Annotated in this window: 27 protein-coding genes and 1 pseudogene; 16 read left to right on the top strand and 12 right to left on the bottom strand. The window is 67.7% G+C overall.

Going from position 1 to position 26415, the window contains the following annotated elements; all coding sequences use genetic code 11:
• Positions 1 to 556: dihydrofolate reductase family protein (locus RJ1_RS38900; RefSeq protein WP_073368860.1), on the bottom strand; the 556-nt coding region annotated here is incomplete at its 3' end.
• A gap of 37 nt (positions 557 to 593) precedes the next feature.
• On the bottom strand, positions 594 to 1202 hold the full coding sequence (locus RJ1_RS38905; RefSeq protein WP_073368862.1) for a TetR/AcrR family transcriptional regulator: 609 nt from the start codon (positions 1200 to 1202) through the stop codon (positions 594 to 596).
• 99 nt (positions 1203 to 1301) lie between these two features.
• On the opposite strand from RJ1_RS38905, the gene RJ1_RS38910 reads away from it, so the two are divergent.
• Positions 1302 to 3089 carry an N-acyl-D-amino-acid deacylase family protein gene (locus RJ1_RS38910; RefSeq protein ID WP_073368863.1) on the top strand — a complete coding sequence of 596 codons (1788 nt, stop codon included), beginning with the start codon at positions 1302 to 1304 and terminating at the stop codon, positions 3087 to 3089.
• Positions 3086 to 3928 (top strand): alpha/beta fold hydrolase, encoded by an 843-nt coding sequence (locus RJ1_RS38915; protein WP_073368864.1) that lies wholly within the window; start codon positions 3086 to 3088, stop codon positions 3926 to 3928. Before RJ1_RS38910 ends, RJ1_RS38915 begins: the two co-directional genes overlap by 4 nt.
• Here the strand turns inward: RJ1_RS38915 and RJ1_RS38920 are convergent.
• Complete coding sequence (locus RJ1_RS38920) at positions 3896 to 4459, bottom strand: TetR/AcrR family transcriptional regulator (RefSeq protein ID WP_073368865.1); 564 nt, start codon at positions 4457 to 4459, stop codon at positions 3896 to 3898. The two genes, RJ1_RS38915 and RJ1_RS38920, sit on opposite strands and share 33 nt — an antisense overlap.
• A 40-nt stretch (positions 4460 to 4499) precedes the next feature.
• On the opposite strand from RJ1_RS38920, the pseudogene RJ1_RS38925 reads away from it, so the two are divergent.
• Together RJ1_RS38925 and RJ1_RS38930 are read left to right on the top strand one after the other, a co-directional pair.
• A pseudogene (locus tag RJ1_RS38925) lies at positions 4500 to 5753 on the top strand (KasA/KasB family beta-ketoacyl-ACP synthase).
• Between the two features lie 65 nt (positions 5754 to 5818).
• On the top strand, positions 5819 to 6166 hold the full coding sequence (locus RJ1_RS38930; RefSeq protein WP_073368903.1) for a helix-turn-helix domain-containing protein: 348 nt from the start codon (positions 5819 to 5821) through the stop codon (positions 6164 to 6166).
• Between the two features lie 9 nt (positions 6167 to 6175).
• Here RJ1_RS38930 and RJ1_RS38935 read toward each other — a convergent pair whose 3' ends face one another.
• Complete coding sequence (locus RJ1_RS38935) at positions 6176 to 6760, bottom strand: ATP-dependent Clp protease proteolytic subunit (protein WP_073368866.1); 585 nt, start codon at positions 6758 to 6760, stop codon at positions 6176 to 6178.
• Between the two features lie 4 nt (positions 6761 to 6764).
• Positions 6765 to 7373: a ClpP family protease gene (locus RJ1_RS38940; protein WP_073368867.1), complete on the bottom strand. Its 609-nt coding sequence runs from the start codon at positions 7371 to 7373 to the stop codon at positions 6765 to 6767.
• A gap of 280 nt (positions 7374 to 7653) precedes the next feature.
• On the opposite strand from RJ1_RS38940, the gene RJ1_RS38945 reads away from it, so the two are divergent.
• Positions 7654 to 8352, top strand: coding sequence for an arsenate reductase/protein-tyrosine-phosphatase family protein (locus RJ1_RS38945; RefSeq protein ID WP_073368868.1), 699 nt, complete (start codon positions 7654 to 7656; stop codon positions 8350 to 8352).
• Here RJ1_RS38945 and RJ1_RS38950 read toward each other — a convergent pair.
• The 3 genes from RJ1_RS38950 to RJ1_RS38960 are packed head-to-tail and all read right to left on the bottom strand — an operon-like array spanning position 8336 to position 11473.
• The gene (locus RJ1_RS38950) at positions 8336 to 9493 is read right to left on the bottom strand and encodes a sulfotransferase family protein (protein WP_073368869.1); all 1158 of its coding nucleotides are present in this window, start codon (positions 9491 to 9493) and stop codon (positions 8336 to 8338) included. The two genes, RJ1_RS38945 and RJ1_RS38950, sit on opposite strands and share 17 nt — an antisense overlap.
• Positions 9494 to 9512: 19 nt before the next feature.
• Positions 9513 to 10310 (bottom strand): SDR family oxidoreductase, encoded by a 798-nt coding sequence (locus tag RJ1_RS38955; protein WP_073368871.1) that lies wholly within the window; start codon positions 10308 to 10310, stop codon positions 9513 to 9515.
• Positions 10307 to 11473 (bottom strand): hypothetical protein, encoded by a 1167-nt coding sequence (locus RJ1_RS38960; RefSeq protein WP_073368873.1) that lies wholly within the window; start codon positions 11471 to 11473, stop codon positions 10307 to 10309. Before RJ1_RS38960 ends, RJ1_RS38955 begins: the two co-directional genes overlap by 4 nt.
• Positions 11474 to 11565: 92 nt before the next feature.
• Here RJ1_RS38960 and RJ1_RS38965 point away from each other — a divergent pair, with 92 nt between their 5' ends.
• From RJ1_RS38965 to RJ1_RS39000, 8 genes are all read left to right on the top strand, one after another.
• Entirely contained in the window at positions 11566 to 12489 is a 924-nt protein-coding gene (locus RJ1_RS38965) for a helix-turn-helix domain-containing protein (protein ID WP_073368875.1), read from the top strand.
• A gap of 120 nt (positions 12490 to 12609) precedes the next feature.
• Positions 12610 to 13527: a sulfate adenylyltransferase subunit CysD gene (gene cysD / locus RJ1_RS38970; RefSeq protein ID WP_073368876.1), complete on the top strand. Its 918-nt coding sequence runs from the start codon at positions 12610 to 12612 to the stop codon at positions 13525 to 13527.
• The gene (cysC, locus tag RJ1_RS38975; RefSeq protein WP_073368878.1) at positions 13527 to 15377 is read left to right on the top strand and encodes an adenylyl-sulfate kinase; all 1851 of its coding nucleotides are present in this window, start codon (positions 13527 to 13529) and stop codon (positions 15375 to 15377) included. The genes cysD and cysC overlap by 1 nt, the downstream gene beginning before the upstream one ends.
• A complete protein-coding gene (locus RJ1_RS38980; protein ID WP_073368880.1) occupies positions 15367 to 16497 on the top strand; it encodes a 3'(2'),5'-bisphosphate nucleotidase CysQ in 1131 nt (376 codons plus the stop codon). The genes cysC and RJ1_RS38980 overlap by 11 nt, the downstream gene beginning before the upstream one ends.
• On the top strand, positions 16494 to 16895 hold the full coding sequence (locus tag RJ1_RS38985) for a nuclear transport factor 2 family protein (RefSeq protein ID WP_073368882.1): 402 nt from the start codon (positions 16494 to 16496) through the stop codon (positions 16893 to 16895). Before RJ1_RS38980 ends, RJ1_RS38985 begins: the two co-directional genes overlap by 4 nt.
• A gap of 7 nt (positions 16896 to 16902) precedes the next feature.
• Positions 16903 to 17553: a formylglycine-generating enzyme family protein gene (locus RJ1_RS38990; protein WP_073368884.1), complete on the top strand. Its 651-nt coding sequence runs from the start codon at positions 16903 to 16905 to the stop codon at positions 17551 to 17553.
• Positions 17554 to 17633: 80 nt separating this feature from the next.
• The gene (locus RJ1_RS38995) at positions 17634 to 18626 is read left to right on the top strand and encodes a phosphotriesterase family protein (protein ID WP_073368886.1); all 993 of its coding nucleotides are present in this window, start codon (positions 17634 to 17636) and stop codon (positions 18624 to 18626) included.
• 1 nt (position 18627) lies between these two features.
• Positions 18628 to 19266, top strand: a complete 639-nt coding sequence (locus tag RJ1_RS39000) for a TetR/AcrR family transcriptional regulator (RefSeq protein WP_073368888.1) — start codon at positions 18628 to 18630, stop codon at positions 19264 to 19266.
• 7 nt (positions 19267 to 19273) lie between these two features.
• Here RJ1_RS39000 and RJ1_RS39005 read toward each other — a convergent pair whose 3' ends face one another.
• A complete protein-coding gene (locus tag RJ1_RS39005) occupies positions 19274 to 19900 on the bottom strand; it encodes a TetR/AcrR family transcriptional regulator (RefSeq protein WP_073368890.1) in 627 nt (208 codons plus the stop codon).
• A 189-nt stretch (positions 19901 to 20089) separates the two neighbouring features.
• On the opposite strand from RJ1_RS39005, the gene RJ1_RS39010 reads away from it, so the two are divergent.
• The gene (locus tag RJ1_RS39010; protein ID WP_073368892.1) at positions 20090 to 21466 is read left to right on the top strand and encodes an MFS transporter; all 1377 of its coding nucleotides are present in this window, start codon (positions 20090 to 20092) and stop codon (positions 21464 to 21466) included.
• 70 nt (positions 21467 to 21536) lie between these two features.
• On the opposite strand, the gene RJ1_RS39015 is transcribed toward RJ1_RS39010, so the two are convergent.
• Genes RJ1_RS39015 through RJ1_RS39025 form a run of 3 tightly spaced genes read right to left on the bottom strand, consistent with a single transcriptional unit; the run spans position 21537 to position 24600 of the window.
• On the bottom strand, positions 21537 to 22544 hold the full coding sequence (locus RJ1_RS39015; protein ID WP_073368905.1) for an NADP-dependent oxidoreductase: 1008 nt from the start codon (positions 22542 to 22544) through the stop codon (positions 21537 to 21539).
• A 5-nt stretch (positions 22545 to 22549) separates the two neighbouring features.
• The gene (locus RJ1_RS39020) at positions 22550 to 24067 is read right to left on the bottom strand and encodes an AMP-binding protein (RefSeq protein WP_073368894.1); all 1518 of its coding nucleotides are present in this window, start codon (positions 24065 to 24067) and stop codon (positions 22550 to 22552) included.
• 53 nt (positions 24068 to 24120) lie between these two features.
• Positions 24121 to 24600 (bottom strand): MaoC family dehydratase, encoded by a 480-nt coding sequence (locus RJ1_RS39025; protein ID WP_073368897.1) that lies wholly within the window; start codon positions 24598 to 24600, stop codon positions 24121 to 24123.
• Between the two features lie 162 nt (positions 24601 to 24762).
• Here RJ1_RS39025 and RJ1_RS39030 point away from each other — a divergent pair, with 162 nt between their 5' ends.
• Together RJ1_RS39030 and RJ1_RS39035 are read left to right on the top strand one after the other, a co-directional pair.
• The gene (locus tag RJ1_RS39030) at positions 24763 to 25581 is read left to right on the top strand and encodes an SDR family oxidoreductase (RefSeq protein ID WP_073368899.1); all 819 of its coding nucleotides are present in this window, start codon (positions 24763 to 24765) and stop codon (positions 25579 to 25581) included.
• Complete coding sequence (locus tag RJ1_RS39035; RefSeq protein ID WP_073368901.1) at positions 25578 to 26390, top strand: enoyl-CoA hydratase-related protein; 813 nt, start codon at positions 25578 to 25580, stop codon at positions 26388 to 26390. Before RJ1_RS39030 ends, RJ1_RS39035 begins: the two co-directional genes overlap by 4 nt.
• Positions 26391 to 26415 lie beyond the last annotated feature (25 nt).

The following is a 26415-nucleotide window of genomic DNA, read 5'->3' on the forward strand; positions in this document are numbered from 1 at the left end:
CCGCGACGCGGTAGTGGAGGAAGACGACACCACTGTCGAAGCGGTGTTCGTCCAGCAATTCCAGCCCGCACCGGACGTGATCCGGGAGGGATCGGGTGCCGCCGCCCACCACCACGGGGGTGACGAACACGTGGCACTCGTCGACCAGGCCGGCCTCGAATGCGTGCGTCGCCAGTCCCGGACCGCCGACGGAGAGGCTGCGATCGGCCTGCGCTTTCAGTTGCCGGACCGCCTCGGGATCGAAGTTCCGCTCGATGCGCGTCCGGGCGCTCGACGCGGACTCCACTGTCGTGGAGTACACGACCTTGTCGGCCGCCCTCCACATCTCCGCGAAATCCCGGATGCAATCGGGCTCTCCGGCCAGGTCCTGCGCGGTCTCCCAGTAGACCATCGTCTCGTACATGCGTCGCCCGAACAGGTATGTGCCGACCGGCCGTTCGAGCTCGTTGACGAAGGTGTGGACCTCCTCGTCGGGCGCGGCCCAGTCGAAATTTCCGTCCTCGTCGGCGATGTAACCGTCGAGCGACATGATCGTCGAGTAGATCAGTGTGCCCACCGCGAACCCCCTTGCGCCTGCCCGGATGTGGTTCGGTTCAGCCTGTCACGTCGAGGGTGTCGACGTCGACGCCTGCTGCGGGTAGCAGGTGATAGAAGGCGCGCTCACAGAGGTCGATCATCTCGGTGCGTCCCATGGTGGGTTCGTCGAGCCAGGACAGCACGATTTCCTCCATGAACGCCTGCCAGCCCGAGATCGCGGCCTCGAGCGCCGGCGTCGTCGGCACGCCGAACTCGGCCAGCGATGCGCCGATCCAGCGGGTGAACGTCCGCCGCATGCCGCGGTAGATCTGCCGCATGCTCTCGTCGCCGCTGGCGGCCATCCGCATGACCGCGAGATAGATGGTGGGGTGCTCGATCACCGCATTCGCGAACGTTTCGACGCCGGCCCGGAGTTGTTCGGGCACGGGCAGCGTCTCGTCCGGGGTCATCCGTCGCTGGAGTTCGGACGCGGAGGCCTCGAGTACGGCGTTGCGAAAACCCTGCTTGTTCTTGAAGTAGTGGAACAGCAGCGGCGGGGAGACACCCGCATCGGCCGCCACCTGGTCCATGGACAGTTCGTCGAACGGCACCGACTCGAGGAGCCGGACGGCCACGTCGAGGATCTGCGCGCGCCGATCTTCGGGTGAGCGGGGTGCAGCGGCCACCCCTGCACCCTAGGGAGAAACGCACGGCCCGTCCATTGACTTTTACTCAACGGGATACGTAACCTCGGGTAACACATACCGAGTGTGAGGAGCGCAACAATGTCGGATTTCGATGTGGTCGTCAATGGTGGGCTGTGGTTCGACGGAACCGGGTCCGCGCCTCGGCGTCGCAATCTCGGCATTCGCGGCGGCGTCGTCGCGGTGGCATCGATTCGCCCGCTGCCCGTCGGACCCGACACCGAGATCATCGATGCGGGAGGTAAATGGGTGCTCCCCGGTTTCGTGGACGTCCACACCCACTACGACGCCGAAGTGCTCGTCAGCCCCGGACTGCCGGAGTCGGTGCGGCACGGTGTGACCACCGTCGTCCTCGGCAACTGCTCGCTGTCCACCGTCTATTCGACGCCGCGCGAGTGCGCCGACCTCTTCAGCCGGGTCGAGGCCGTGCCACACGACTCCGTGCTCCGGATCCTGGAGGAGAACAAGATCTGGCAGAGTCCGGCGGAGTACGTCGAGGCCCTCGAGTCGTTGCCGCTCGGGCCGAACATCGCCGGCTTCATCGGGCACTCCGACATCCGCACCCACGTCCTGGGTCTCGGCCGGGGCACCGACAAGCGGACGAAGCCGAGTGCGCGCGAGCTCGAGCGGATGGGCGCACTGCTCACCGAGGCCGTCGACGCCGGCTTCCTCGGCCTCTCGTCCATGACCAATGCGCTCGACAAGATCGACGGCGACGAATACCGTTCGCGCTCATTGCCGTCCACGTACGCGCGGTGGAAGGAGTTCCGGTTCCTCAACCGCATCCTGCGCGACCGCGGCAAGATCCTGCAGAGCGCGCCGACGATCAACCTTCACCCCAACATCGCCGGATTCTTCGCGGAGAGTTCGGGTCTCGGACGGCGCAAGCCCCTCAAGACGTCGCTGCTGTCGGCCGCGGACTCGAAGGCGTACCCGCCGATCGTGTACTTCATGCTCGCCGCGGCACCGCTGCTGAACCGCTTCGCCAAGACCGACTTCAAGTGGCAGCACCTCCCGGTGCCCTTCACCGTCTACGCCGACGGCATCGACCTCGTGGTGTTCGAGGAGTTCGGTGCCGGCGCGGCGGCCCTGCACCTCAAGGACCAGGTGGAGCGGAATGCCCTGTTGCAGGACGAGGCCTACCGGCGCCGGTTCCGCAAGGACTACGACGACAAGTTCAGTCCCCGCATCTGGCACCGCAACTTCTACGACGCCGTGATCGTCGGTTGCCCCGACGAGACGCTGATCGGCAAGACGTTCGGAGCGGTGGGCGACCTACGCGGCGTGCACCCGGTCGACGCGTACCTCGACCTCGTCGTGAAGTACGGCACTGCACTGCGGTGGCGGACCACCATCGCCAACCATCGCCCCAAGTTCGCGAAGAAGCTCGCGGCCAGCTCGGGTGTGCAGATGGGATTCGGCGACGCGGGTGCCCACCTGCGCAACATGGCGTTCTACAACTACCCGATCCGGTTGCTGAAGAAGGTCAAGGATGCGCAGTCGGACCGCAAGCCGTTCCTGACCGTCGAGCGGGCCGTCCACCGGCTGACAGGCGAGCTGGCCGACTGGTACGGCATCGACGCCGGCCATCTCCGCGAAGGCGACCGCGCGGATCTGGTCGTCGTCGACCCCGCGGGTCTCGACGCCACGGTGGACGGACTGTTCGAGGCCGAGGTCCCCGAGTACAGCGGTCTGCGCCGGATGGTGAACCGCAGCGACGGCGCCGCGGTCGCGACGGTGATCAACGGCCGTCTCGTCTACCGGGACGGCGAGTTCACCGGCGGTTTCGGCGTCGCCAAGACGGGACGGTTCCTCCGCGCCGGCGCGCCGGCCGCGGATCGCAGCGAATCCGTGGCGGCGGCCCGATGAGCGAGCGGATCGCCACGTTCACCCGCGATGGGCTGGTGTTCGACGTCCGCGACGAGGGCCCGATCGACGGGGTGCCGGTGGTGCTGCTGCACGGATTTCCGCAGGATTCGCGGTCGTGGGACGCGTTGGCGCCGCTGCTGCATCGGCGGGGTTTCCGCACCCTCGCGCCGGACCAGCGCGGCTATTCGGCCGGGGCCCGGCCCCGCGCCCGCTGGGCGTACCGCAGCTCCGAACTGGTGGCGGACGTCGTCGCGCTCATCGATCAGGCAGGCCTCGGCCCGGCGCATGTCGTCGGACACGACTGGGGTGCGGCGGTGGCGTGGGGGATCGCGGCGGAACGGCCCGATCGGGTCCGCACCCTCACGGCGCTGTCGGTGCCGCACCCGGCGGCGTTCGTCCGGGCGATGCTCACCAGTCGGCAGATCCTGAAGTCGTGGTACATGTTCGCGTTCCAGCTGCCGTGGATTCCGGAGCGGTTGATCACCCCGGACAGTGTGGGCCACCGGGCTCTGCTGGCCAGCGGCCAGACCGCGGACGAAGCGAAACGCGACCTCGAGCCGATGCGCGACCGGACGCGCGCCCGGGGCGCCCTGAACTGGTATCGGGCGATGCCGTTCACCGCACCGCGATCCGCCTCCCGGAAGGTGCGGGTGCCCACCCTCTTCGTGTGGAGCGACCGCGACACGGCGATCGGACCGGTCGGGCCGAAGCTGACGTCGCGATTCGTCGACGGTCCGTACACCTTCGAGGTCCTCCGCGGCGTGAGTCACTGGATTCCGGACGAGGCGGCCGAGCGCGTCGACGCACTACTCGGCAACCACCTGCTCGATCAGGCGTGACGCCGACCGATCGGTGCGCGCCACGTCGCCGGTGACGAGGCGGTCCAGGAGGATTCCCCGAAGTCCCGAGACCGCGATCGTCGCCTCGTCGCGGGCGTGCTCGGGTGCGAACCCGCATCGGCCCATCGCGTCGGCGACGGCGTCGATCAACGCGTGGATAGCCGAGGTGGCGAAATCGGCGAACGGGCCCCGCTGGACGCTCGCGACACCCATCACCTGCACCAGGATCTTCGTGCTGACCGAGGACTCGCCCTGCGTGGTCGACGTCCACAGCTTCGCCAGGCCCGCGCGCAGTCCGTCCCGATCCGAGACTCCGGAGAACAGCAGCGAGAAGTCGGGATGCTGCGTCCCCAACGCCTGGACGAGCAGTTCCTCCTTGGTGCCGAAGTAGTAGATCAGCATGCGCGAGCTCGTCCCCAGCTCGGCGGCGAGCGGTCGGAGCGAGAGGTCCGCGAGTCCGTGTTCGGCGATGTAGCCGACGACGTCGGCGAGGAGTTGCGCGCGCTTGGCGTGGTCGAGGGGGCGGGCCATACGTTTGACTGTACCGAACGCTACAGGTATTCATGACGGCATGACTGTAACGACTGCTTCAGAAACGGCATCGCCCGGACGCCCGGTGGTGATCACGGCGTTCGCCGCCACCACGTCGATCGCCGACGACGTCGAAGGAACGTGGGAAGGGTTGTTGCACAACCGTAGTGGCATCGGTGTGCTCGACGACGCGTTCGTCGACGCCTACGACCTTCCGGTCAGGATCGGGGGCAAGCTCCGAGCGCACCCCGCCGATCAACTGTCGCGGGTCGAGCAGCGCCGGCTGTCCTTCGTCGAGCAGAGCGCCCTCGTCCTGGGTCGGCGGGCCTGGGCGAGTGCCGGCACGCCCGACGTGGACGGCGAGAGGCTTGCGGTCGCCATCGGCACCGGGCTGGGCGGCGGTGACGCGCTGGTCGGCGCCGTCGATGCGATGCGCGCGAACGGGTACCGCAAGGTCTCGCCGATGTCCGTTCCCATGGTCATGCCGAACGGTCCCGCCGCGACGGTCGGACTGGAGATCGGGGCGAAGGCCGGAGTGTTCGCGCCGGTCTCCGCGTGCTCGTCGGGGTCGGAGGCCCTCGCACACGCCTGGCGCCTCATTGCCACCGGCGAGGCCGACGTGGTGGTGGCCGGCGGGGTCGAGGGGCAGATCGACGCGGTACCTATCGCGAGCTTCGCGATGATGCGGGCGATGAGCACCCGCAACGACGAACCCGAGCGGGCATCGCGCCCGTTCGACCGTGATCGAGACGGTTTCGTGTTCGGTGAGGCCGGCGCGATCCTCGTGCTCGAATCCGAGGAGCACGCCCGATCGCGGGGCGCGGAGATCCACGGCAGAATCCTGGGTGCCGGAATCACCTCGGACGCCTACCATATCGTCGCCCCCGATCCGCAGGGCGCGGGAATTGCCCGGGCCATGCAGAAGGCGCTCGCCACGGCGGGTCTCAGCGGCGCGGACATCGATCACGTCAACGCCCACGCCACCTCGACCTCCGTCGGCGACGCCTCCGAGGCCACCGCGATCGCCGCCGTCGCGCCGCGAGCGTCGGTGTATGCCCCGAAGTCGGCCCTCGGTCATTCCATCGGCGCGGTCGGAGCCGTCGAGGCGATCCTCACCGTCCTGACGGTGCGCGATCAGATCGTTCCACCGACCCTCAACCTCGACAACTAGGACCCGGCCATCGACCTGGACGTCGTCGCCGGGTCGGCCCGTCGGCAGCGCATCGACTACGCACTGAGCAATTCGATCGGCTTCGGCGGACACAACGTCGCACTCGCGTTCGGGCGGTACTGACACCGTTGTCCGCTGTCGGCGAACTGCGCGGTGCTGCCGCCGTGATTCTGGAAGACTCCGGAGGTATGGACGCGCAGCGCAGACTGACGCTGGTCACAGCCGCTCCCGAGGACTCGCGGGAGGAGCCGCTGGTGCGTGAGCTCTACGGGCGGGTGCTCCGCGACGCGCGCCGCGACCAGGACCGCAGCCTCGAGGACGTCGCCGGCGCCGTCGGCATGTCGAAGCAGTACCTCTCCGAGATCGAGCGTGGCAAGAAGGAGCCGTCCTCGGAAATGCTCCGCGCAGTGTGCGGCGCCCTCGGTATGTCGGTGGAACACCTGCTGTTCCGGTCCGGGCGCCGGCTCGGCGCGGCGAACCGCACCCCGATTGCCTGGACCGTGAACCGGCAGGTGCCCACCCTGCTCGCCGCCTGACCTGGTGGGTCAGTCCACGACGATGGTGTCGGCGAGACCGTAGTCGATGGCCTCTCGAGCGGTGAAGATGCGGTCCCGGTCGGTGTCCCGGCGGAGACGTTCGACGGTCTGCCCGGTGTGTTTGCTCAGGATCGCCTCGGTCTGTGAACGGACCCGCATGATCTCCGCGGCCTGCAGCGCGAGGTCGGAGATCGTGCCGTTGCCCTGAGTGGACGGCTGGTGCAGCAGAACTCGGGAATGCGCCAGGACGTGGCGGTGTCCCATGGTGCCCGCGGACAGGAGAACCGCCGCGGCGGACGCGGCCTGACCCATGCAGTACGTGGCGATGGTCGGGCGCAGGAACTGCATCGTGTCGTAGATGGCGAGCATCGCGGTGGTGGAGCCGCCGGGGGAGTTGATGTAGAGCCCGATCTCCTGGTCGGAACTGTCCGCCTGCAGGTGGAGCAGTTGCGCCATCACCACATTGGCGACTCCGTCGTCGATCTCCGTGCCGAGGAAGACGATCCGCTCGTTCAGCAGGCGGCTGAAGATATCGAACGACCGCTCACCTGCCGGGGTGCGCTCGATGACGTGGGGGATGGTGTATTGGGACATGGCGTCACAGTCCAATTCTCGGGGCGGTGGTGTGCGGGGCGATCTCGGCGAACGAGGACACGACGCGGTCGACGATCCCGTAGTCGCGGGCCTCGTCGGCCGTGAACCAGCGGTCGCGGTCGCTGTCCTCGGCGATCTCCTCGACGGGATGACCCGTCTCGGCGGCGAGGATCTCCTGCGACTGACGCTTCATCCGTTCGAGGCTCTCGGCCTGGATGGCGATGTCGACGGCGGTGCCGCCGATGCCCGCCGACGGCTGGTGCATCATGATGCGGCTGTGCGCCAGGCTGATTCGCTTGCCGTGGGTTCCCGAGCACAGCAGTACCTGCCCCATGCTCGCAGCAAAACCCATGGCGACGGTCACCACGTCGTTGGGCACGAGTTTCATCGTGTCGTAGATGGCCAGGCCGGCGAACACGGAGCCACCCGGCGAGTTGATGTACAGCACGATGTCGCGTTTGGGGTCGGCGGCCGCGAGCAGCACCAGTTCGGAGCAGGCCCGCTCGGCCATGGCGTCGTCCACCTCGCCGGTGAGGAGGATCGTGCGCTGGCGAAACAATCTGTCCGCCAACAGGTCGCGGTAGTTCAGATCGGGGAGTGCGGCTGTGGTCATGCCTCATTACTACCGCCGCACCGGCGCCGGACCGGCGATTGTCTGCTGTGGGCAGACGACGTCGGATGTCCGGCACCGGTTCCGCCGGATGTGACGCAGATCGCTTACCTGGCGTCACTCCAGCACCGACTGCTGTGAACTGGGCGTTCGCCATTCGAGGTGACCGCGAGGAATCCAACGGATGAACGGCTCGACACGGGGAGATGAACGTCGGAAACAGACCGCTCGGCCAGTGGAATTGCCCGCGCGCGAAGGCGAACTCGCTGGTTAGGGTGCCCTCATGCACGTTCTGTTCGTCTGTAGCGGGAACGTCTGCCGCTCGCCGATCGCAGAGCGGCTGACGCACGCGTATGCGGCTGCCCACGATCTGCCGCACCTCACCGCCGAGAGCGCCGGGGTGCGGGCCCTCGTGGGCTTTCCGATCGAACCCGTCGCCGCGCGCGTCATCGAAGGTCTCGGTGCGAGTGCGGACGGCTTCAGGGCGCGTCGCCTGCGCCCCGAGATGATCAAGCGCGCCGACCTCGTCCTCGCGATGACCGAGCAGATCCGGGATCGTTCGATGGAACTGCTTCTCGGAACGAGTCACTGCACGTTCACGCTCCGCGAGGCCCGCCGGATCGCCGCCGACACCGGTGCCCGCACCGTCGCCGAACTCGCCGTCGCCCGCCGCGACTACGGGACGGTCGACGAGCCGAACATCAGCGACCCGGTGGGGCTCGCGGAGTCGGCATTCACCGCGGTGGGCGACCGGATCGCCGCCGAGTTGATACCCCTGCTCGACGCGCTCGACCTCGGCAGCGGCGCGGAACGGTCGCCCGAACCCGACGCCGAACCAGACGCCGAGCCCGAGCCCGAACCCGAGCCCGAGCCCGAACCGCCGTCCGCCCCGGTCTTCCACCTGCCCCTGTCACCCCGGCCGCTGATCGCCGCGCGGGCGGCGTCGTCGATCCTCGACTATCCGGTCAGCTGGTCGCGCTGAACTGATAGTTCGCGAATCGCTCGTCCACCTGCTCGGCGGTCAGCCCGAACTCCTCGAGCGTGTACTTGTGTGAGGGCCGACGGTCGCCGCTGCGACTCTCGGCGTGCATCGCCTCCATCGCGCCCTGGGCAGGCGCACTCAAGTCGAGACCGAAATGCGTGTAGATCCCTTCGACGGTGCCGAGCGGATCGGCCACGAAATCCTGGTAGTCGACGTCGATGAACTGTGCAGGATTGTGTTCGGCGCGTGCCGCGGTGAACTGTTCGAGCCCCCGGGCCCACAGTTCGAGCTGGCTCTCCCCGATGACGCTGCCCCGGAACTTTTCCGACCATCCTTCGGTCGCCTGTTCCGCGAGGCTGCACACCGACGGGACGATCGTGCGCGGCGGCCGGTGGGTCTGGATGATCAGGGCGTCCGGATAGACCGCCAGCAGTTCGTCGAGCGCGAACAGGTGGCTGGGGTTCTTCAGCACCCAGCGGCGATCCCGATCGGGTAATCCGATCAGCTGCAGGTTCTTCTTGTGCCGCTGATAGGCGTTGGTCCAGTCCTGCCCTTCGAGCCACCGGGAGTAGGCGGGCAGCGACGCCAGGCACTCGTAGGAGATCGATTTGAATGTCTGCCGCAGCAGTTGCCAGCACTCCTCGACCTCGCGCGCCGACATGTAGTGCACCCCCATGAACTCGGGACGCTCGATGTGATGACGGCTGAACGCCTCCTCGATCTTCTGGAACACCGGATTCGATTCCCAGGTGTCGCGCGGCGGCCGCGGCTGGGGCATCTCGGTCAACCACATCTCCAGGCCCTGATGCGACGGGTCCGCGGTGAGCAGTCGGTGCAGCGCCGTCGTCCCCGTGCGGGGGAGTCCGGTGACGAAGATGGGCCGCTCGATCCGCACGTCCGCATGTCCGGGGTTCTGCTTCCACGCGGCCTCGCTGAGCAGCCGGGCCACCAGCGCGCCGCGGAGGAAGACCCGGGACACCTTGCTGCCGAGCGGGGTCAGTTGCTCGTCGGTGTGATACGAGTCCAGCAGGACGCCGAGGGCCTCGGTGTAGTCGTCCACGCCGAAGTCCGTGAGACCCGTCATGCGGGTGGCCGACGCGTGGAGGTCCTCGACGGTGCCGACGGTGGTGCGCTCGCTCATGATGCTCCGGTTCTTCTCGCTAGTGGTGGAATTCGCCGCAGTTGACGTCGAGGCACTGGCCGGTGACGGCGCTTGCCATCGGGGAGGCGAGGAAGAGCACGGCGTCGGCGACCTCGTCCGTCGTGGGGAGCCTCTTCAGGTCGGTGTTCGCGGCGGTGTGTTCGTAGATCTGCTCGACGGTCGTCCCGTACTTCTCGGCCTGATGGGTGAAGTACTGCTTCAACGTGTCTCCCCAGATGTAGCCGGGAGCAACGGAATTGACGCGGATTCCCTGCGGACCCAGCTCCGTGGCGAGCGACTGCGATGTCGCGAGCAGGGCGGACTTGGCCATCTTGTAGCTGCCGTACCGCTCCTGGGAGTGCCGGAGAACCATCGAGTTGATGTTCACCACCGCCCCGTTCGCCTCGGCGAGCGCGGGAGTGAACAGTTGGGTGAGGCGCAGGGCGCCGAGCACTGTCAGTTCGAAGCTGCTGCGGATGTGGTCGAAATCGGTGCGTGCCAGCGGTTTCATCGACGGAACCGTGAAGGCGTTGTTGATCAGCACGTCGACCCGGCCGTACGCGTCGATCGCGGCGGACACCAGGTTCTCCGCCGACGCCTGATCCGTGATGTCGGTCGGCACGGTCACCGCGCGTCGTCCGGCGGCGATGATCTCCTTCGCCACCTCGTCGAGGCGCGACGCCGTGCGGGCCGCCAGCACCACGTCGGCACCCGCGTCTGCGCACCGGACGGCGAGGGTGCGCCCCAGTGCGGGCCCGACGCCGGAGATGACGACCACCTTGTCCTGCAACAGTTGTGGAGTGGTCATGGCGGTCATCCCAGCATCCGGTCGGCCACCGCGGCCTGGCGTGCGGCGATACGGTCGGCGAAGTCCTCGGGTGAGATCTTGTTGGAGTCGTGGTATGGAAGCTGTCGATGGATCTCGTCGAACTTCACCACCTCGATCCGGGGTCCGTCCTCCGGGGTCAGTTCGCGGGAGACGCGTTGCCAGCGGAACTGCAGGTAGCCACGAAGGTGCCCGACGGTGGCGATCCAGTTGGCGACGCCGGGGTTGCGCTCGCTGATGACGAGGCGGATGTGGTCGTCGGGGTCTACCTGCGACTGCGAGACGTTCAGCGACGTCTGGTGGTTGACGTAGTCGAGCGAGATGTACCACATGCTGCCCAGCTGAAAACCCTGATACGGCACATCGGCTTTCGGGACGGTGACGACGATGGCCTCGTCGTCGGCGAGTTCGTAGTGCCCGACCGACGAGTACTGCGTGGCGAGGCCGCCGGGTGTGAGCCGGGGTTCGGTCATCGTGTTGACGGGCAGGTTCAGGTAGAACCACTCCGGGAACTGCAGCCAGGTCTTGACCCGCGAGACGAGCGCCTTGCCGGCACGGGCGTACCGCTTCTCGACGGTCTCACGGGTGAGGGGGCTGGGGGCGGTGCCGATCGTGTCGGCTCTGGCGATGCGGATGGTGCCGCGCCGCTGACTCCAGTCGCTGTACACCTCCCGGACCACCAGTTGCGACGAACCCGGCGCGAGGGTGAAGTAGTTGCGCCTGCCTGCGCTCTCGTCGGGGCCGAACCGCACCTCGAAAAAGCCGTCGGGCGCGATGTCGATCTCCCGGTCGTCGAACGCCGTGACGCTGCCGGGAACGTGTGCGGCCGTGTAGTTTCCGTTCAGCACCTGGAAGCTCAGGTCGACGGTGGTGCCGCGCCTGCCGGTGACCACGTATTCGACGTCGTCGTCGATCCGCGCGCCGAAGTACAGGGTGTCGGGGTTGTCGAGGCCCATCTTCATGTACGGGCCGGTGCCCGAGATGAACGTGGGGTGCGACCGTTCGGTGGCCCAGGCGGCGTGCGTCGTCGCGAGGATGCCGCCGGCGAGGTACTGGTAGCCCTCGAGCAGATCCTGTTCGGTGCGGATGTGGGGGGCGCTCTCGATCAGTTTCTCGGCTTCGGCCATGGCGTCGGCGAATGGGTCGGTCAGCACACCGTGCTCCTCACGAAGGGGTGGTACAAATATGTACCTGCGTGGTAGAACGTTGATGAACCGACAATAGAACGTGTTCTAAGGAGTGGTCAATGGGACACGAAGACGAGACGTCCGACAGGATGCAGGGCCGGCGGTCGCCGCCCACCGTGCGGGTGGTGGAGGTGCTCGACTTCCTCGTGGCACGCAAGGAGCACCGATTCGGGCTGTCGGAACTGGCCCGGCAACTCGACATCAGCAAGCCGACCTGCCTGGGAATCCTCACCGAACTCGCCCGGGGCGGCTACCTCGTCCGGGATCCCGCCACCAAGACGTACGGACTCGGCCCCGCGCTCATCGCGGCCGGCCGGGCCGCCCAGCAAGGGTTCGCGGCCGGGCCGGTGGCACGCAGGCATCTCGCCGCGCTCAGTGAGGAGTTCCGCACCACGTGCACGGCGTCGGCGGTGGTCGGCGACCGCATCGCCGTCCTCGAGCTGACCAGCCCGCCGGGTGTCCGGGCGGCCGCCAAGGTGGGGGAGATGTACCCGTTCGCGCCGCCCGTCGGGCTGATGTACGTGCTGTGGGACGGTGACGACGCGCTGCAGTCGTGGCTGCGGCGGGAGCCGACGCTGCCGGTGCGCCTCGACCGGGACCGGTTGCGCACCGTGGTCGACGAGTGCTCGCGCACCGGCTACCTCGTCGAGACGCTCACCCCGGTCGGTCAGCGTCTGCACACGCTCATGGCGGGCGTCGCCGCGCACGATCTGCCGCCGGAACTGCGCGACGTCCTCGGCGAGATGGTGTCCAGTCTCGGTGAGCGGGTGTACCTGGACGCCGAGCATGCGGACCCCGCCGCGCCGCATCCCGTCAGTCTCATCGCAGCGCCGACATACGACGCCGAGGGGCATCAGGCCATGGTTCTCACGCTCTACGTGGGTGCCGAGCTCGCGCCGTCCGACATCGCGCGGCGGGGCAAGGCTCTCGCCGCGGCCGCGGACGCGATCACGACGGAGGTGGGTGGACGCCGGCCCCGGTGACGAACGGGCATTGACCAGAATCTGAAACACGTTCTATTCTCGGAGGTGCATTCATTTTCGACCGGGCTGGTCCAAATATGAACCAGTGACCGGTATGGCACTCGCGACGAGGAGTCGCCCATGACCGCACCGCCCGTGTACGAGTTGTCCCACCTCGGCGCGCTCGAAGCCGAAGCCGTGCACATCTTCCGAGAAGTCGCCGCCACGTTCGAGCGTCCGGTCCTGCTGTTCTCCGGCGGCAAGGACTCGGTGGTGATGCTGCACGTGGCCGCCAAGGCGTTCTGGCCCGCACCCCTCCCGTTCGCCGTCATGCACGTGGACACCGGCCACAACTTCGACGAGGTTCTGGGGTTCCGCGACCGGACCGTCGCCCGCCTCGGCCTGCGGATGGTGGTGTCGAGCGTGCAGGACGACATCGACGCAGGACGCGTCAGCGAGGAGACGGGACCGCGGGCGAGCCGCAACCGGCTCCAGACCACCGCACTGCTGCGCGGCATTCGCGACAACGGGTTCGACGCCATCTTCGGCGGCGCCCGCCGCGACGAGGAGAAGGCCCGCGCGAAGGAGCGGATCTTCAGCTTCCGGGACGAGTTCGGGCAGTGGGATCCGCGGGCGCAGCGACCGGAATTGTGGAGCCTGTACAACGGCCGGCACCGCAAGGGGGAGCACATCCGGGTGTTCCCGTTGTCCAACTGGACCGAACTCGACATCTGGCAGTACATCAGCGAGGAGAAGATCGAACTGCCGCCCCTGTACTACGCGCACCGCAGGGAGGTCGTGCCGCGCGACGGAATGCTGTTGGCGCACACCCGGTTCCTGACGCTGCTCCCCGGTGACGAGCCGTACGAGGCCCTGGTCCGATTCCGGACCGTGGGCGACGCCACCTGCACGGGCTGCGTCGAATCCTCGGCGACCACCGCCGAGGCCGTCGTCACGGAGGTCGCCGCGAGCCGGCTGACCGAGCGCGGGGCCACCCGGGCGGACGACCGGATCTCCGAAGCCGGCATGGAAGACCGCAAGAAGGAAGGGTACTTCTGATGCCGCAGCTACTCCGGGTCGCGACCGCGGGCAGCGTCGACGACGGCAAATCCACCCTCATCGGCCGGCTGCTGTACGACTCCAAGGCGATCTTCGAGGATCAGCTCGAGGCAGTCGAGCGGACCAGCCGCGAACGGGGCGACGAGCACGCCAACCTGGCCCTGCTCACCGACGGTCTGCGCGCCGAACGCGAGCAGGGCATCACCATCGACGTCGCGCACCGCTACTTCGCCACACCGCACCGCAAGTTCATCATCGCGGACACCCCCGGCCACGAGCAGTACACGCGGAACATGGTGACCGGGGCGTCGACCGCCGACCTGGCCCTGATCCTCGTCGACGCCCGCAAGGGCATCCTCGAGCAAACGCGCCGCCACGCCTTCATCGCCAGCCTCCTCGGCATTCCCCACCTCGTGCTGTGCGTCAACAAGATGGATCTCGTCGGGTGGTCCGAGGAACGGTTCGAGGAGATCAAGGAGGAGTTCCGGCAGTTCGCGATCAAACTGGAGGTCCACGACCTCACGTTCGTCCCGGTGTCCGCGCTGCGCGGCGACAACATCGCGCAACGCACGGTCAACATGCCGTGGTACGAGGGCGCGTCGCTGCTGCACCATCTCGAGCAGGTACACGTGGCATCCGACCGCAACCTCATCGACGCGCGGTTCCCGGTGCAGTACGTGGTCCGGCCGCAGCGCCAGACCGATTCGGCGTTGCACGATTTCCGCGGCTACGCAGGCACGGTGGCGAGTGGCGTGTTCAAGCCGGGCGACGAGGTGGTGGCGCTGCCGTCGGGATTCACCTCGACGATCAGCGCGATCTGGGGTCCCGGTGGCACCCGCCTCGACGAGGCGTTCGCACCGTCGGCGGTGTGCGTGCAGTTGACCGACCAGCTGGACGTGAGTCGCGGCGACGTGCTGTGCCGCCCCAACAACCGGCCCCTCGTCGGGCAGGAACTCGACGCGATGGTCTGCTGGTTCAGCGACCAGTCCGCACTGACACCGGATGCCCGGTACACGCTGCTGCACACCACCCGCGCCACCAGGGCGTCCGTCGAGCGGCTCGACTACCGACTCGACGTCAACACCCTGCACCGCGACGAGTCCGCTCAGTCGCTCTCGCTCAACGAGATCGGCCGCATCCAGCTGAAGACGTCGCAGCCGCTGATGTTCGACCCCTACCGCCGCAACCACGTGACGGGCAGTTTCATTCTCGTCGACGAGTCGACCCACAACACCGTCGCCGCGGGGATGATCACCGGGCCGACGCTGTCGCGCTCGAAGGTGGTGTGGCACGCCGCGGCCGTCTCACGCGAGGAGCGGGCCTCACGGGGCCGCACCGTGTGGCTGACCGGACTGTCGGCGTCGGGGAAGTCGACGGTCGCGGTCGAACTCGAGCGACGCCTGGTCGCGTCCGGGGTGCCCGCCTACCGGCTCGACGGCGACAATCTGCGCCACGGTCTCAACGCCGACCTCGGTTTCAGTGCGGACGACCGCGCCGAGAACGTACGCCGCGTCGGCGCCGTGGCCCAACTGCTCGCCGACTCGGGGGTGGTCGCGATCGCCTCGCTGATCAGCCCCTACCGCGCCGACCGGGACCGCGTCCGGGAACAGCACCGGGCGGCCGGTCTCGACTTCGTCGAGGTGTTCGTCGACACCCCGGTGGAACAGTGCGAGGCGCGAGACCCCAAGGGCATGTACGCGAAAGCCCGCGCGGGGGAGATCACCGGTTTCACCGGGGTCGACGACCCGTACGAGGCCCCCGAGAACGCCGAACTCGTCCTCCGGCCCGAGGACGGCACGCCGACCGAACAAGCCGCGAGAATTATGGAATTGTTGAGACGTGACCACTGACGCACGACTCGCGGCCGACATCGCCTCCGGTGCCGGCGCCCTGCTGCTGGACATCCGCACCGCGGGACTCGGATCGGCGGACGGTCGTGAACTGGGCAGGCGCGGCGACGTCGCCGCCGACGCGTTCATCCTCGGCAAGCTCTCCGCGGAGCGACCGGAAGACGCCATCCTGTCGGAGGAGTCGGCCGACGACAGGTCGCGGCTGGAGAGTTCGCGGGTGTGGATCATCGATCCCCTCGACGGTTCCAAGGAGTACGGACTGCCGGGGCACTCGGACTGGGCCGTGCACGTCGCGCTGTGGGAACGCGGTCGCGGCATCACCGCGGCCGCGGTCGCGCAACCGGCCCTGGGCGCCGTGTATGCCAGCGACGACGACAGTCATGCGGTGCACGCCGAGCTGCTCCCGGCCCGCCCGCGGATCGTCGTGAGCGCCAGCAGGCCGCCGGCCTTCGTCGACGCCGTCGCCACGGAGATCGGTGCCGAGGTCTCCACCATGGGTTCGGCAGGCGCGAAGGCGATGGCCGTGCTCCGCGGAGACGTGGACGCCTACGTCCACGCGGGCGGCCAGTGGGAATGGGATTCGGCAGCACCCGTCGGCGTCGCGGTCGCGGCCGGCCTGCACTGCTCGCGGATCGACGGAACGCCGTTGGACTACAACGAATCCCACCCCTATCTGCCCGACCTCCTGATCTGCCGGCCGGAGTTGGCGCAGCCCCTGCTGGCTGCGATCGCGAAGCACGCCTCCGACACCGCCGACAGCGGCCGCGTCGCGATGGCCCGCGCCTACATCGACGCGCTGGTCAGCCACGACGCCACCAAGGTGCGTCTGGCTGACAACGCGTGGCGGGTGGAGAACGGTCAGCACACCGGCGAATCGGGGGCCTTCATCCGGGACGAACTCGAGAACGGCCTGCAATACCAGGCCATCCAGGCCGTCCGCGAACTCTCGTTCCACGAATGGGGCGACAACGTGGTGGCCCGGTTCCTGCTCGATCTCGGGGCCACCCCCACCGAGGTCACGTCGGTCCGGATCACGGAGCATTTCGACATCCCGGCGGGGGCGATCCAGTCCGTCATGGCCATCATCGAACCAGCCTCGATCAAAAGGGAGAACCGATGACCCCGGACCAGCTGGTCACCCAATTCTGCGCCGAATGGATCGAACCCGATCCGGCGAAGATCGCCGAGTACTTCGCGGAAGACGCTGTTTATCACAACATTCCGATGGAGCCCGTGATCGGACGTGACGCGATTCGCGAGTTCATCGCCGGTTTCATCGCGGCCTTCGGCGGCATCGACTTCCGCGTGCACCGGCAACTCACCGACGGCGGGCAGAGCCCCAACGCCGAGGAGTCGAGCGGTGTGGTGATGAACGAACGGATCGACGTGTTCACCCTCAACGGCACCGTCGTCGAGTTGCCCGTCGTGGGCGTCTTCGAAATCACCGACGGCAAGATCACCACGTGGCGCGACTACTTCGACATGGCGCCGATCCAGGCCGCGGCCGGCGGTGGATAGAACCCCCATGATCGCCGTCCCCGCAGGCCGGATCAGTCTGTCGGATCGGCGAACCACCCGCAGCTGGAGCGTCGAGCTGGATGCCTTCGAGATCGCCGTCCATCCCGTGACCCAGGGCGAGTACGCCGAGATCACCGGGGAGTGGCCCGGCGCGACCCGGGGCGCGCGCCTGCCGGTGGAAGGCGTGTCCTGGCAGGACGCGATCCGCTTCTGCAACACACTGTCCGAGCGGGCCGGTCTCGCCGCCGCCTATCGGGCGGACGGCGACGACACTGTGTGGGATACCGCCGCGGACGGGTACCGGCTTCCCGCCGAGGCCGAGTGGGAACGCGCCTGCCGGGCGGAAACGAGGGGTCCCCGATACGGCGTCCTCGACGCGATAGCGTGGTACCGCGAGAACTCCGGCGGGCGGCCACAGGAAGTCGGCGGCAAGGAGCCGAACGCCTGGGGACTGCACGACACCCTGGGCAACGTGTGGGAGTGGTGCTGGGACCTGTACGACCCCGAGGTGTACGGCACGTATCGGGTACTGCGCGGTGGTGGGTGGTTCGACGAGCACTGGAGTTGCCGTGCGTCGGTGCGCCGGCGCAGTCACCCGACGTACCGGATCGACGACGTCGGATTCCGCCTCGCCCGCGGTCTATCCACCCCTGACTAAATGTTGACGTCAGGTTCAAGTTAGCTCTACGCTGAGTCCGGGAGTATGACGACGGTCACATCCGGAGAGGGCGAGCCTAGATGAGCCAGATCAACACGGTCCGCGGACCGATCGACAGCGCCGAACTCGGACGCACGTACATGCACGAGCACGTGTTCGTGCTGACGCCGGACATGCAGCAGAACTACCCCGACGAGTGGGGGAGCGAGGACGAGCGGGTCGCCGACGCCGTCGCCAAACTGCTCGCGCTGGCCGAGCAGGGTGTCCGGACCATCGTCGACCCCACCGTCGTGGGGCTCGGGCGGTACATTCCGCGCATTCAGCGGGTCGCGGAGCAGCTTCCCGAGCTGAACATCGTTGCGGCAACAGGGCTCTACACCTATGACGACGTGCCGTTCTTCTTCCACTACCGGGGTCCGGCGCTCGACGCGATGGTCGGTGCCGCGGTCCCCGACCCGATGGTCGACATGTTCGTGAAGGACATCGAAGAGGGGATCGCCGACACCGGGGTCCGCGCGGGCCTGCTCAAGTGCGCGATCGACCATCAGGGGCCCACGCCGGGAGTCGAGCGGGTGATGCGGGCCGTCGCGAAGGCGCACCGGCGCACCGGCGTCCCCGTCACCGTGCACACCCACCCCGGCAGCGAGGCCGGGCTGCACGTCAAACGGGTGATGTGCGACGAAGAGGGGGTGCGGCCCGACCGGATCGTGCTCGGGCACAGCGGAGACAGCACCGACGTCGAGCACCTGACCAGCCTCGCCGAGGAGGGCTTCGTCCTCGGGATGGACCGGTTCGGCATCAACCTCGAGACGACGTTCGAAGCACGCGCAGACACCCTCGTCGAGATGTGCCGCCGCGGATTCGCCGGGCAGATGGTCCTGTCGCAGGACGCCTCCTGCTACATCGACTGGATCGACCCCAACTTGATGGCAGCGCTGCCGCAGTGGCACTACCTGCACATCGAGAACGACGTGCTGCCGTACGTCCGGGAGCGGGGGGTCACCGAGAAGATGATCACCGAGATGCTGGTCGAGGTGCCCCGTCGATACTTCGAGAACGTCGACCCCTACTGACATGTCGCGCCCGCGAATCGCACCCACTGCACCCGTCACGGCCCGAGGTGTCCGCACCCGCGACCGTCTCGTCGCCGCGGCCCGGGTGGTGTTCGAGCGCGAGGGGTACCTCGACGCCCGGCTCGTCGACATCAGCAAGGAGGCCGGACTCTCGACCGGCTCCTTCTACACCTACTTCACCAGCAAGGAGGAGGTCTTCGCGGCGGTCGTCGAGGTGACGCAGAACGACCTGCTGCATCCCGGGATGGGGCGGGTCGAGGACGAGGGCGACGTGCACGCGGTCGTGGAGGCGAGCATCCGGGCATACCTGCATGCCTGCCGCCGGAATGCGCGACTGCTGGCCCTGCTCGAGCAGGTTGCACAAGTCGACCCCGCGTTTCGCGAGCTGGAACGCTCGCGGGACGAGACCTTCTACCGGCGCAACGCGCGAGCGATCGCCGATCTTCAGGACCGCGGTCTCGCGGACGCGTCGCTCGATCCGATGCTGACGTCGAAGGCGTTGTCCGCCATGGTCGGAAGGATGGCGTACAGCTACTTCGTCGGGCCGCCGAGCGAACGGAGGTCGCTCACGTTCGAACAGTTGACCGCCGGGCTCGCGCGGATGTGGACGAACGCGCTGCGCGTCCCGGACCGCGTCTGAAGGTCCGTCAGTAGCCGGGCGCGTGGAGGATCCGCAGGACGAGATCGGCGTTGATGTCGCCCAGCTCCGCCGGCGTGAACTCGCCGTCGGGGCTGTACCACCGGCAGATGTCCACTGCGAGCGACATGATCGCCAGGACCGCGACGCGGGGGTCGGGGATCAGGAACACCCCCTGGTCGATCCCGTTCTGCACCTCGCGGATTGCCGCGAGCCGGATCTGGAGGCGGGTCTCGGCCACCACCTCGTGGTGTTCGGGACTCAGATGTCTGCTCTCGTACTGCGCGATGCGCGCACGCCGAAAGTTCCGGGCGTGCATGATGCTGAACTCCCGGACCAGTGCCCGGACGCGGTCGATCGGGTCGGTGAACGGTGCGACGGCGCTGAGCACCAGGGCGAGTGCGCGCTCGTTCGATCGGCGGACCAGTTGGAAGAGCAGATCTTCCTTGGAGGGGAAGTGCACGTACATCGCGGACGGGCTCAGCCCCGCCATGGTCGAGATGTCCCTGGTGCGCGTGGCTTCGAAACCCTTGTCGGAGAACAGTGTGGTCGCCGCGCGGAGCAGGCGTTCCTCGGATGTCGGCGGTCCCGGGCTCGGCTCGTCGGTCACGGACACGTCTTCGTGCAGTTCGGTCATCGGTGGTCCTCTCCGCCGCATCGAGCTTCGTCCGCACCGGCGGGATTCGGCAAGATCAATCCGCTCGAGTGATTGACATCACACAGCTAGTCAAACACACTAAGCAAGCGCTCACTGACTTGAAGTTGGCGTCATGTTCTGAAAATCCAATCCCACGTCCACAGAAGACCTATTTCGAGGAGTGATCGGATGACTACATCCGCGGTGCAGCCGAGTAAGGACGCAGCCGGCGACACAATCGTGCAGCGCAAGCGTGCTCATCGGAAGCTGCTTGCGGCGGGACTCGTCGGCAGCTCGATCGAGTGGTACGACTTCTTCCTGTACGGAACCGCTGCGGCACTGGTCTTTCCCCACGTCTTCTTCCCCGACTCGTCGGCATTGATGGGCACCCTGCTCTCGTTCAGCACCTTCTGGGCAGGCTTCGTCGCCCGCCCGCTCGGCGGCCTCGTCGCCGGTCACTTCGGCGACAAGTACGGGCGCAAACCGGCCGTCGTCACCTGCCTGCTGTTCATGGGACTCGCGACGTTCCTGATCGGCTGCCTCCCCGGCGCCGCGACCATCGGAGTAGCAGCGCCGATCCTGCTGGTGATCCTGCGCTTCGTCCAGGGCATCGCCTGCGGCGGTCAGTGGGGTGGGATCGTTCTGCTGCTCACCGAGTCGGCGAGCCCCAAACGCAGGGGATTCTCCGGAACCTTCGGGCAGATGGGCGTCTCGTTCGGCGTCCTGCTCGGCAACCTCGTGTTCCTGGGCGCCACCGCGGCCATCTCGAACGAGGCCTTCCTCAGCTGGGGTTGGCGCATCCCGTTCTTCGCCAGCGCACTCCTGTTCCCGGTCGTGCTCTACATCCAGACCAAGGTCGAGGACACCCCCGAATTCCGCGAACTGCAGGAGGAGGCGCAGAAGAACAACAAGACCGTCGTCCGCGCACCGCTCACGCAGGCGATCAGGGAGCACTGGCGCAAGATCCTGCTCGGCTGCGGACTGCTCGCGGCCACCAACTCGCTGTTCTACATCTCCATCGCCGGCGTCCTCAGTTACGGCACGGCCGAACTGGGCATGAAGCGCAACGACCTTCTCGCGATCTCCCTGCTCAGCGCCGCACTCACGGTCGGTGTGGTGCTGTGGTCCGGGCACATGTCCGACAAGATCGGACGCAGGCCGATGATCCTGATCGGTGCGGCGATGATCATCGTGTGGGCGTTCCCCTACTTCTGGCTGATCAACACCCGGAACCTGCTGCTGTTCTTCCTCGCCGTCACGGTGGGCAGCGTCTTCCAGTCCATGACGTACGGGCCGATCGCCGCGTACATGGGTGAACTGTTCGCTCCCAACGTGCGGTACTCGGCGGCGTCGCTCGCGTACCAACTGGCAGCGATCACGGTGAGCGGCGGCACCCCCTTCATCATGACCGCGCTGATCGCCAAGACCGGTACCACCACGTTCGTCGCCGTCTTCGTCGCGCTGATGGGACTGGTCACGCTCCTCTGCGCGTGGAAGCTCCGCGAGACCAACCCCGCCGAGGTCCGGAACGATCCCACGGCCGTTCCCGGCGCCCAGTTCTACTAGAAATCCTGTCCTTTCACGACGATGCCCACCGCCGGATCTCGGCGGTGGGCATCGTCGTGAAAGGAAGCTGTCAGCTGATCTTCAGCACGAGCTTTCCGGTGTTGGCGCCGTCGAACAGCAGATTGAGTGTGCGGCCGAAGGCTTCGACGCCCCCGGTTTCGACTTGTTCGCGGGTCACGATCTCGCCGGCGCGGATCCACTCCGACATCGCTTCCATGCCCTCGGGGAACCGGTCGAGGTAGTCGAACACGATGAACCCCGTCATCGATGCCCGGTTGACCAGTAGCGACAGGTACCGGGACGGGCCGGGCTGCGGGTCGGTGGCGTTGTATCCGGAGATCGCGCCGCACAACGCGACCCGGGCGTTCTTGCGGAGCCGGGCCAGGGCGGCGTCGAGGATCTCGCCACCGACGTTGTCGAAGTAGACGTCGATCCCGTCCGGTGCGGCGGCGCGCAGGGCCTTGCCGACCGATTCGGACTTGTAGTCGATCGCCGCGTCGAAACCCAGTTCGTCGGTCAGCCACGCACATTTCTCGGGACCGCCGGCGATGCCGATCACCGTGGCGCCCTTCAATTTGGCGATCTGCCCGGCGATGCTCCCGACCGCCCCCGCGGCCCCCGAGATGAGCACGGTGTCGCCCTTCTCCAGCTTGCCGACGTCGGTGAGGCCGAAATAGGCGGTCATGCCGGGGAACCCGAGCGCGCCCAGCCACGTCGGCGCCGGGGCAAGCGACTCGTCGACGGCGAGGGCGCCGCGGCCGTCGGAGAGCGCGAACTCCTGCACGCCGAACTGTCCGGAGACGAGCTGTCCCACCGGGAACTTCGCGTTCTTCGACGCCACCACCCGGCCGACGCCGTGCGTGCGCATCACCTCACCGATCGCCACCGGCGGGACGTAGGACTTCACGTCGTCGAGCCACCCGCGCATCGCGGGATCGAGGGACACGTAGTCCACCTGCACGGTGAACTCGCCTTCGGACGGTTCGGGGATCGGTTCCGACGTGATCTCCCAGGTGGAGTCGTCGGGACGGCCGACCGGGCGCTTCGCCAGTCGGACCTGCCTGTTCACGGATGTCACGGTGTTCACCTTTCGGGTACTTCTGCGGTCAGTGCATCATTTTTCAGTGCGGTCCGGTCGATCGACCGCTTGAGGATCTTTCCGGTCGACCCCTTCGGAAGAGAGTCGACTATCGCGACGATCCGGGGAATCTTGTATGCGGACAGTCGTTCCCGCGCCCAGCTGGTCAGTTCGCCGCCGTCCAGGCCGGACCCGGGGATCGTGGCCACGACCGCGGCCACCTCCTCCCCGTAGTGATCGTCGGGGACGCCCACGACGGCGGCCTCGACGATGTCGGGGTGTGTGTACAACACCTCCTCGACTTCACTCGGGTACACGTTGTAGCCGCCCCGGATGATGAGGTCCTTCACCCGGTCGACGATGCGCAGATCCCCGTCCGAATCGATCTCGCCCAGATCCCCCGTGCGCAGCCAGCCGTCCGAGTCCAGGACGGCCGCGGTGTCGGACGGCCGGTTCCAGTAGCCCTTCATCACGGTCGCACCCTTCACGAACACCTCGCCGACGGTGCCGGGCGAGCAGGCGACGTTCTCATGGTCGCGCACCTCGACCTGTGTCCGGGGCACCGCGCGTCCCGTATAACCGATCTTCCCGCCGCGGTCGATGTCGTTGAACGTGCCGAACGCGGTGGTCTCGGTGAGCCCGTAACCCTCGAGGATGGTGCACCCGAAACGGGACTCGAATTCGCGGGCCACCTCGCCGGGCAGCGACGCGCCGCCGGAGATGGCGATACGGAGCTGCGTGAAGTCCTGCGGGTCGGCACCGCCGGCGGCATGGAGCATCGCATTCCACATCGTCGGAACGCCGGCCATGATGGTGAGGCGGTCCCGGCGCAGCATGGCGAGCATCGCCGCCGGATCGAACCGGGCCAGCAGCGACAACGACCCGCCGCCGGTGAACGTGGCCATCATGACCGAGGCCTGGCCGAAGACGTGGAACAGCGGAAGTCCGGTGCCCGTCCGGTCGTCGCTCGAACCGCGACTGCATTCGGCACCGATCTCACCGCCGGACAACAGGTTCCCGACCGTCAGCTCCGCGCCCTTCGGCCGCCCGGTGGTGCCGGACGTGTAGAGGATGGCGGCGGTGTCGTCCCTTTTCCGCTCTACCGCGGGGACGGGCTCGGCGTCCGGGACGGCGCCGGGTGCGAGTGTCCAGGCGGGGATGTCCAACGCTGACGCGGCGTCGCCGATCGCCGGCCCGAGCTCGTGCCACACGATGGCGAGCGAGGCGCCCGCATCGGAGAGGACGTACTCGGTCTCCGGCCGGGTCGACATCGTGTTCGCCGGGACCACGACGCACCCCGCCGCCTGAATACCCAGGTACGCCACCACGAACTCGGGCACGGACGGCGCGGCCAGGAGAATTCTGTCGCCGGGGGACAGGCCCGCCTCCGTGAGTGCTCCGGCGTAGCGGGTGCTCGCGGAATGCAGCTGTCCGTAGGTCAGGGCGCTGTCCGCGCCCCGCAGTGCGATGTTGTCGGGCGTGGCGTCCGCGTGGCGGGACACCGGATCGATCACATTTGCCATGTCGTCAACCTCCGACGCGGTACAGGGTTTTCCGGCCTCGACGGCACGGGCGGCTATCCGGCCTCGACGACACGCGCGACGGATTCGGACACGACCACCGGCTTGTCGGAGCCCTCGCGCTCGACGACCTGGCTCATGGTCACCTGGATTCCGCCGCCCACCTGTTCGGCGGACTGGATGGTGGCGCGCATCCGGATGCGTGAACCCACCGGCACCGGCGCGGGGAAACGGACCTTGTTGTAGCCGTAGTTCAGGCTGTGGGCGAAGCCGTCGAATCGCAGCAGGGTCGCCGACAGGGCCGGTCCGAGGGACAGGCTGTACAGGCCGTGCGCGATGGTGCCGCCGAGCGGGCTGGCGGCGGCGCGCTCGGGGTCGATGTGGATCCACTGGTGGTCGCCGGTCGCGTCGGCGAAGGCGTTGACGCGTTCCTGGGTGACGTCGTGCCATTCGGTGGGGCCCAGCTCCTTGCCGATCAATGCCGTGAGCTCGTCGAAGCTCGCCGGACGAACGGGCAATGCGGTGGTGTCGGTCATCTGTCTCCCTCAATTCCGGGTGGTGCAGGGCCTGGATGTGTCACGTTGGCTGCATCGAACTTCGAGGTGTTCGTCGAACTCCAACACTTGAACTTGACGACGGATTCAACTATACAAAAGAGAGACGCGAGTCACAACGCACGGCGAAGGAGAGGACACCTCGTGAAGGTTGCACAGAAGGTCGCCATCGTGACCGGCGGTGGAGGCGGTATCGGCGGGGCGATCGCAGACCGTCTCGCCGACCAGGGCGCCAAGGTGCTGGTCGCCGATCTCGACCCGAACGCGGCCGCCGCGGTCGCGGACGGAATCAACGAACGCCACCCCGGATCGGCCATCGCCGAAGGCGCCGACGTCGCCGACACCGAGCAGATCCGGCGCATCATCGAGCGCGCGGAGACCGAGTTCGGCCCGGTCGACCTGTACTTCGCCAACGCCGGTGTCGCGGGAGCGCCCGGCCTCGACGCCGACGACGCCGACTGGGACCTCGCTCTCGACGTCAATGTCCGTGCCCACATCCGCGCCGCCCAGCAGCTGGTGCCGAAGTGGACCGAGCGCGGCGAGGGCTACTTCGTCACCACGGCCTCCGCCGCAGGCCTGCTCACCCAGATCGGGTCGGCCACCTATGCGGTCACCAAACACGCCGCTGTCGCGTTCGCCGAATGGTTGTCGGTCACGTACGGCGACAAGGGGATCCGGGTCAGCTGCCTCTGTCCGATGGGGGTCGAGACGAAGTTGATGCGCTCCGGCGAGAACTCCGGTGATCCGCTCGGCGTCGCCGCCACCCGGGCCGTCGTCTCGGCCGGGGAGGTGCTGCAACCGGCGCAGGTCGCCGACATCGTGCTGGACGCCGTGGACCGGGAGGCGTTCCTGATCCTGCCCCATGAAAGCGTGCTCACCATGTACCGGCAGAAGGGTTCCGACTACGACCGCTGGCTGCGCGGGATGCGCCGCTACCAGAGTTCGCTGCTGGAGCACGCGTGACGAGCGAGCCCGAAGACCTGGTTCTCGCCGAGCGGCGCGGACCGGTCTGCGTGCTGACGTTCAACCGGCCGGACAAGCTGAACGCGTGGACCGACGACCTCGAGAACCGGTACTTCACACTGCTCAGCGACGCCGAGGACGACCCGGACGTACGCGCGATCGTCGTGACCGGGGCCGGGCGCGGATTCTGCGCCGGCGCCGACCTCGGGCGTCTGCGGGCCGTCGGGGACGTGTCCGAGGCGGACCTTCTCCGTCTCCGCCCCCGCGACCTTCCCGCGACCCTGCGCAAGCCGCTGATCGGGGCGATCAACGGGGTCGCGGCGGGGCTCGGGATGGTGGAGGCCCTCTACTGCGACGTCCGGTTCGCGTCGGCGTCGGCCCGGTTCACGACCGCCTTCGCCAAGCGCGGGCTGATCGCCGAATACGGCATCTCGTGGCTGCTGCCCCGGCTCGTCGGACGCAGCCGGGCCACCGACCTGCTGCTGTCCAGCCGCATGGTGGACGCCGAGGAGTCTCTGCGCATCGGACTCGTCGACCACCTCGTCACGGACGGTTCGGTCGTCGACGTCGCGGTCGCGTATGCCGAGGAGCTGGCGACGCACTGCTCCCCGACGTCGATGGCCGTCATCAAAGATCAATTACAGAACGATGCGGACGGCACCTACGCCGATTCCGTGGCCCGAGGGGAAGGCCTGATGTTGCAGGCGTTCCGCGGGGCCGATCTCGTCGAGGGCGTACAGAGTCACCTCGACAAGCGCACACCCACGTTTCCCTCACTACCCGTCAGGAGTTCCCATGTCCCTGTTTGACATCTCGGATCGAGCCCAGCAGTTG

Origin of the sequence: Rhodococcus jostii NBRC 16295, from assembly GCF_001894825.1 — a bacterium.
GTDB classification, from domain to species: domain Bacteria; phylum Actinomycetota; class Actinomycetes; order Mycobacteriales; family Mycobacteriaceae; genus Rhodococcus_F; species Rhodococcus_F jostii.